Origin of the sequence: Methylobacterium haplocladii (assembly GCF_007992175.1) — a bacterium.
Classification (GTDB): Bacteria; Pseudomonadota; Alphaproteobacteria; order Rhizobiales; family Beijerinckiaceae; genus Methylobacterium; species Methylobacterium haplocladii.
This window is the reverse complement of the sequence record NZ_BJZT01000027.1, coordinates 70,121-76,554: the sequence shown is the minus strand read 5'-3', so window position 1 is coordinate 76,554 and position 6,434 is coordinate 70,121. Positions and strand designations below refer to the sequence as shown.

6 protein-coding genes and 2 tRNA genes are annotated in these 6,434 nt (G+C 67.7%); 4 read left to right on the top strand and 4 right to left on the bottom strand.

Features of this window, described 5'->3' with window-relative positions; translation table 11 throughout:
• Positions 1–370 precede the first annotated feature (370 nt).
• From MHA02_RS12770 to MHA02_RS12760, 3 genes are all read right to left on the bottom strand, one after another.
• A tRNA-Lys gene (locus tag MHA02_RS12770) sits at positions 371–446 on the bottom strand.
• 68 nt (positions 447–514) lie between these two features.
• Positions 515–599: transfer RNA gene (locus MHA02_RS12765), tRNA-Leu, on the bottom strand.
• 149 nt (positions 600–748) lie between these two features.
• A complete protein-coding gene (locus tag MHA02_RS12760; RefSeq protein WP_147079179.1) occupies positions 749–1,054 on the bottom strand; it encodes a FliM/FliN family flagellar motor switch protein in 306 nt (101 codons plus the stop codon).
• Between the two features lie 150 nt (positions 1,055–1,204).
• Between MHA02_RS12760 and lipB the strand changes: the two genes are divergently transcribed.
• The 3 genes from lipB (at position 1,205) to MHA02_RS12745 (ending at position 2,728) form a co-directional block, all read left to right on the top strand.
• Positions 1,205–1,957 (top strand): lipoyl(octanoyl) transferase LipB, encoded by a 753-nt coding sequence (gene lipB / locus MHA02_RS12755; protein WP_147079177.1) that lies wholly within the window; start codon positions 1,205–1,207, stop codon positions 1,955–1,957.
• A 118-nt stretch (positions 1,958–2,075) separates the two neighbouring features.
• On the top strand, positions 2,076–2,285 hold the full coding sequence (locus tag MHA02_RS12750) for a hypothetical protein (protein ID WP_147079175.1): 210 nt from the start codon (positions 2,076–2,078) through the stop codon (positions 2,283–2,285).
• Positions 2,286–2,488: 203 nt separating this feature from the next.
• Positions 2,489–2,728: a hypothetical protein gene (locus MHA02_RS12745; RefSeq protein ID WP_147079173.1), complete on the top strand. Its 240-nt coding sequence runs from the start codon at positions 2,489–2,491 to the stop codon at positions 2,726–2,728.
• A 21-nt stretch (positions 2,729–2,749) separates the two neighbouring features.
• On the opposite strand, the gene MHA02_RS12740 is transcribed toward MHA02_RS12745, so the two are convergent.
• Positions 2,750–3,529, bottom strand: a complete 780-nt coding sequence (locus tag MHA02_RS12740) for an MOSC domain-containing protein (RefSeq protein WP_147079171.1) — start codon at positions 3,527–3,529, stop codon at positions 2,750–2,752.
• A 234-nt stretch (positions 3,530–3,763) separates the two neighbouring features.
• Between MHA02_RS12740 and clpB the strand changes: the two genes are divergently transcribed.
• Positions 3,764–6,394, top strand: a complete 2,631-nt coding sequence (gene clpB / locus MHA02_RS12735; RefSeq protein WP_147079169.1) for an ATP-dependent chaperone ClpB — start codon at positions 3,764–3,766, stop codon at positions 6,392–6,394.
• The last annotated feature ends 40 nt before the right edge of the window (positions 6,395–6,434 follow it).

Here is a 6,434-nt window from a genome sequence, read left to right as displayed (position 1 = left end):
AGCTAGCCCTTGCGGCGGGGGGAGCGGGGCTCCGAACTCGGGTCGATGCCTTTGCGAGGCCGGCTTCGACAAACCCGCGCGGTCATTTCGGAGCCGCGCAGCGGAACCCGGATTCCAGAGCCGCGCGTGCTTCTCTGAGATCGGTCGACAGTACTGGGTCCAGGGCTGGCCTCCGGCGCCCAGGGATGACGATGCCTTTGTCATCGAGCCGGAACGACCAGCTTTGCGATCACGGTTTTGTTGGCCCGAGATCGAGGTCGAGCACGGGACAACCTATCCAGCCGAGCGCTCGGCGTCCAGGAACTTGGACGCAGGCGGGCTTCGGACCCGAAGTCCATACCCGGCAAAGCATTGGAAGTGCGACGGAATGTGGTGAGCGCGCTGGGACTCGAACCCAGGACCTACAGATTAAAAGTCCGTTGCTCTACCAGCTGAGCTACGCGCTCGCCTCCGAGGGCAGGATCTGCACTCGATCGTCGGAAGCGTGATCCAGAAAAAACACCAACCGTCAGGTTGGTGCGGCCAAGAGGACTCGAACCTCCACCCCTCGCGGGACTAGCACCTCAAGCTAGCGCGTCTACCAATTCCGCCATGGCCGCTCGCCACATGTCCCGGGCCAGCGCCGCGAGCGGGGCCGGTGAGCCCGTGTGAGCGGCGCAGCGAGTACCAGATGGTTTCAGAAGGCACAAGCGCGGTTTCGGCTTTAGCGTGGCCAATCGCGCGTCGGCACCTGGATCAACCCCTTGCCTCAGATGCGACCGTCGGCGTGATCGAGGATCGGAACCTCGCCTTCGCCGATGGTGACGCCCGGGGTGCGGATCACAGACGCCTTGCGGATCAGCTCGGTCACCTCGATGGAGATGCGGTTGCCGGTCACCACGATCTGGCCGCGCGCGATCGGGTGGTCGTTGGCGAGGATCTCGACCATGTCGGTCTCGGTGGATTCGAGCTCGATCACGGCGCCGCGGCCCATGCGCAGCAGCATGTGCAGCGGCATGTGGCTGCGCCCCAGCACCACCTTGAGATCGACCTTGAGGTCTTCGAGAACGGCCACGCACCGATTCCTGTCTGTCTGGTCCTCATGGCCGATGCCGCGAGGATCACCGCCGTGCCGGCGGCGAGGCGTTGGCCGACGATTGACCGTTGGACGGAACGGCCTTTCGGACTACGCCAGCACAGACCTTCGGCGCGTTATGGTGAAGCCTTGGTAAACGACGCGTCGACCGGCCCACGAGAATCCACCCGGCGCCTCGCGGTCAGCCCGGCCTCGTTCCTGCCCGTGCCCGGCGCGCCGCCGGTGGCATGGCGGGTGAGCGATGCGCTCGTGGGCTACGACGCGGCAGTCGAGGCCATGGAGGCGCGTGCGGCGTCCATCGCCCGGGGCGAGGCGCGGGAACTCGTCTGGCTGCTGGAGCATCCGCCGCTCTACACCGCCGGCACCTCGGCCCAGGAGGCCGATCTCGTCGAGCCGGAGCGCTTTCCCGTGCATCGGACGGGGCGGGGCGGGCAGTACACCTACCACGGGCCGGGCCAGCGCGTGGCCTACGTGATGCTCGACCTGAGCCGCCGCCGGCAGGATCTGCGCGCCTACGTGGCGAGCCTGGAGGCCTGGCTCATCGCCACCCTCGACGCGTTCAACGTGCGCGCCGAGCGCCGCGAGGACAGGGTCGGCGTCTGGGTGCGACGTCCGGAGAAGGGCGAGGGCGTCGAGGACAAAATCGCGGCGATCGGGATCCGCGTCCGGCGCTGGGTGAGCCTGCACGGGATCAGCCTCAACGTCGAACCGGATCTCGCGCATTTCTCGGGCATCGTCCCGTGCGGGGTACGGATGCACGGCGTCACCAGCCTCGCCGATCTCGGACGGATCGTTTCGATGGACGAGGTCGACATGGCCCTGCGGGCGGCCTTCGTTCCGATCTTCGGCGCGGTCGGACCCGAGGCGAACGGATCGGAATAGGCACTGCTCAGGCGCAGACGAGTCTCGCCGACGGCAGAATGGCCTTAACAAAAGTGCAGGTTTAACCGCGGATTAACCATGCGCGCGGAGAATGTTCCTGTCGCCCAGGAACACGACCATGCTCGATACCGACCTCTTCACCCCGCGCCCGACCCTGACCAGCCCCAACCTCCTGGCGCGCGCGCTCCACGCATTCGGCCAGAACGCGCCGTCGCAGGCCGAGATCTGGAATCGTCTTACCCAGAGCTTCACCGTCGACCTCGACGCGGTCGCCGCCCTGATGCCGCGCAGCGAGCCCGAGCCGGCCTGGCTCAAGGCTCGCGACTGACCCCTCGACCCCTCGCGCGCTGTGTCATGCATGACACGCGAGGTCCCCGAACGGGAATGGCAAGGCAGGTTTGGCACGGCCTCTGCCTAAGATTCCCGCAAGACGATACGACAAGAGGGGGACGCCCAGGCAACGACCACGCGGTGACTCGCACGCCCGAGCAACGCCGCGGACCTTTTCGCAACACGAAAATGGGGTCCGTCATGCCTGAACTTCTCGCCGTCGCCCTCGTCTGCGCGACCACGCTCTCCTCCGTGGACTGCTCGCGCGACACCGCCCTCGACATCATCGTCGCGCCTGCGCATTCGGCCATGGAATGCCTGATGCACGCCCAGGCCTCCGCCGCATCGGCGGGCCTTCCGGGCGGGGAGGGGCGCTACCTCAAGGTCACCTGCGAGCGCCGCACCAAGCTCGCCGCCGTGGCCGAGCCGGTCGATCACTGAGCCCTTCGAAGGTGTGGCGCTTCAGCCGTCGAGCGCGAGGGCGTCGCCCTCGCGCAGGGTGCCGCCTGCGATGACCTCGGCATAGATGCCGCAATCCGTGTGGCCCAGCCGCTCGCCGAGCGCACGCGGTATCGCGAGATCACGGATGCCGGTCTGCGGATCGACGTTCGTCGCCGCGCAACGCTGCGTCCGCGCACTGATCTTGAGCCGCGCGCCGCCCGGCGCCGCGATGATGCGGCCGACGAGACCGAGCTCGGCCCAGGGCTCGAGTCCGTCGAGGAAGACGTTGCCGCGAAAACGCAGCGGATCGACGGCTGAGCCGACGAAGTCCTCGATCGCGCGGACGCTGGCGAGGTTGATGAACGACACGAACCCCGTGCGGGAATCGGTGAAGCGGTAGCCCGGCGGCGCCTCCAGCACCCGCGGCTCGCCGCGCAATTCGTGCGGCAGAAACGCTTTCAGGAACGCGGCGAGCGCATCGCGCCCCTCGCGGCTGCCGAGATCGCAGGAGACCGGGGACCGATCTGCGTGCGCGATGGTGAGCGTACGGGAAGCGTCATCGAAGCGGGTGTCCAGCCGAGCCAGCGCTTCGTTCCGCATCAGCATCAGGTAGACGATCTTGGGCAGGTGGCGCGGCGCGACCTCGTTGAAGCCCGACGGCCCGTTCTCGATCGCGTAGAGCCGGTCGCCGGGGAAGTAGCCGCTGGTCTCGAGTTCGGCGGAAGGCACGCGCTCGGGGGACAAGCCCTTCACGGGGTAGCGGTATAGCTGCGCGATGCGGATGTCCGGGGGTCGGTTCATGTGCTCCGGCTAGTCCCGGCATGGCTGCGCGGCAAGTCACAAAGCAGCGTTTGCCGCGGACGCGATCGCCGTACCGACACCCCTTGTGTCGCGAATTTACAACACCAGATTTCTCTCATCGGCGGCCTCGCGAGGCGCCGGTATCCCGGCGGGGCCAACCTCGCGGGATGTCGCATCGGGCGGGTTGTGCCGACAGGCCGGGCAACGCGTCCGATCCGGGAAAGGGTTTGATGCATGAACTTCGAGAAATACACGGAACGGGCCCGCGGCTTCATTCAGGCGGCGCAGTCGCTGGCGATGCGCGAGGGGCATCCGCAGCTGGCACCGGGCCACCTGCTCAAGGTGCTGCTCGACGATACGGAAGGGCTCTGCGCAGGTCTGATCGACCGGGCCGGCGGCCAGTCCAAGGTGGCGCAGGCGCAGATCGCGCAGTGGCTCGCCAAGCAGCCCAAGGTCTCCGGCAACGCCGCGCAGCCGCAGGCGACGCGTGAACTCGTGCGCCTGTTCGACACCGCAGAAAAGGCCGCCGAGAAGGCCGGCGACAGCTACGTCACGGTCGAGCGGCTGCTGCTCGCCTTCGCCGTCGAGAAAGACACGGAGGCCGGCCGGGCCCTCGCGGCCGCCGGCGTTACCGCGGCCTCGCTCAACGCCGCGATCAATGCGCTGCGCAAGGGCCGCACCGCCGACAACGCCTCGGCCGAAAACGCCTACGACGCGCTCAAGAAATACGCCCGCGATCTCACCGAGGCCGCCCGCGAAGGCAAGCTCGACCCGGTGATCGGGCGCGACGAGGAGATCCGCCGCACCATCCAAGTGCTGTCGCGGCGGACCAAGAACAACCCGGTGCTGATCGGCGAGCCCGGCGTCGGCAAGACCGCGATCGTCGAGGGCCTGGCTCTGCGCATCGTCAACGGCGACGTGCCCGAGAGCCTGAAGGAGAAGAGCCTGCTCGCCCTCGACCTCGGCGCACTCATCGCCGGCGCAAAATATCGCGGAGAATTCGAGGAGCGGCTGAAGGGCGTGCTCTCCGAGGTCACGGCGGCGGCCGGCGGCATCATCCTGTTCATCGACGAGATGCACACGCTGATCGGCGCCGGAAAGGCCGACGGCGCCATGGATGCCTCGAACCTGCTGAAGCCCGCGCTCGCCCGCGGGGAGCTTCACTGCGTCGGCGCGACCACCCTCGACGAGTACCGCAAACATGTCGAGAAAGACGCGGCTTTGGCCCGGCGCTTCCAGCCGGTCTTCGTGTCCGAGCCGACCGTCGAGGATACGGTCTCGATCCTGCGCGGACTGAAGGAAAAGTACGAGCAGCACCATGGCGTGCGCATCCAGGATTCGGCGCTCGTCGCAGCCGCCACCCTGTCGAACCGCTACATCACCGACCGCTTCCTGCCCGACAAGGCGATCGACCTGATGGACGAGGCCGGCTCGCGCCTGCGCATGCAGGTCGATTCGAAGCCGGAGGAACTCGACAACGTCGACCGCGAGATCGTGCGGCTGAAGATCGAGGGCGAAGCGCTCAAGAAGGAGACCGACGCGGCCTCCCGCGACCGGCTGCAGCGCCTCCAGAAGGAGCTGGCGGAGCTCGAAGAGCAATCCGCATCGATCACGGCTCGCTGGAAATCGGAGAAGGACAAGCTCGGCGCAGCCGCAGACCTCAAGAAGAAGCTCGACGAGGCCCGCACCGATCTCGCCAACGCGCAGCGCCAGGGCCAGTACCAGCGCGCGGGCGAACTCGCCTACGGCGTGATCCCGGGGCTGGAGAAGACGCTCGCCGAGATCGAGGCCGCGGCCGAATCCGCTGCGGACCGCGACGGCATGATGGAGGAGGCAGTGACGCCGGCCCACATCGCCGGCGTGGTCTCACGTTGGACGGGTGTGCCCGTCGACAAGATGCTGGAGGGCGAGCGCGAAAAGCTGCTCGCCATGGAGGACGCGTTGGCGAAGCGCGTCGTCGGCCAGCGCGAGGCGGTGGAGGCGGTCTCGACCGCCGTGCGCCGGGCGCGCGCCGGGCTGCAGGATCCGAACCGGCCGATCGGCTCGTTCATGTTCCTCGGCCCCACCGGCGTCGGCAAGACCGAGCTGACCAAGGCACTCGCCGGCTTCCTATTCGACGACGACACGGCACTCGTGCGCATCGACATGTCGGAATACATGGAGAAGCACGCGGTCGCCCGGCTCATCGGCGCGCCTCCGGGCTATGTCGGCTACGAGGAGGGCGGGGCGCTCACCGAGGCGGTGCGGCGGCGGCCCTATCAGGTCGTGCTGTTCGACGAAGTCGAGAAGGCGCATCCGGACGTGTTCAACGTCCTGTTGCAGGTGCTCGACGACGGGCGCCTGACCGACGGGCAGGGCCGCACGGTCGACTTCCGCAACACGCTGCTGATCATGACCTCGAACCTCGGCTCCGAGTTTCTGGTCAACCAGCCGGCCGGGCAGGACACGGACGTCGTGCGTGAGGAAGTGATGGGCGTCGTGCGCGGGCACTTCCGGCCGGAATTCCTGAACCGGATCGACGAGATCATCCTGTTCCACCGCCTCGCGCGGTCGGAGATGGGAGCGATCGTCAAGATCCAGCTCGCCCGGCTTCAGAAGCTCTTGGACGAGCGCAAGATTGCCCTCGACGTCGACGCGGAGGCCGAGGGCTGGCTCGCCGACCAGGGATACGATCCGGCCTACGGCGCGCGTCCGCTGAAGCGCGTGATCCAGAAGACGGTTCAGGACCCGCTCGCCGAGCTGCTTCTCTCCGGGCAGCTCCACGATGGCGAGGCGGTGCCGGTGCGGCTCGGACCGCTTGGGTTGATGATCGGCGATGTGAGCGTCGGCGGTGAGCGGCGGCCGGTGGGGGCGACGTTGAATTGACCGAATCTCATCCTTGCCCCGGTATACTCGCGCATACCGG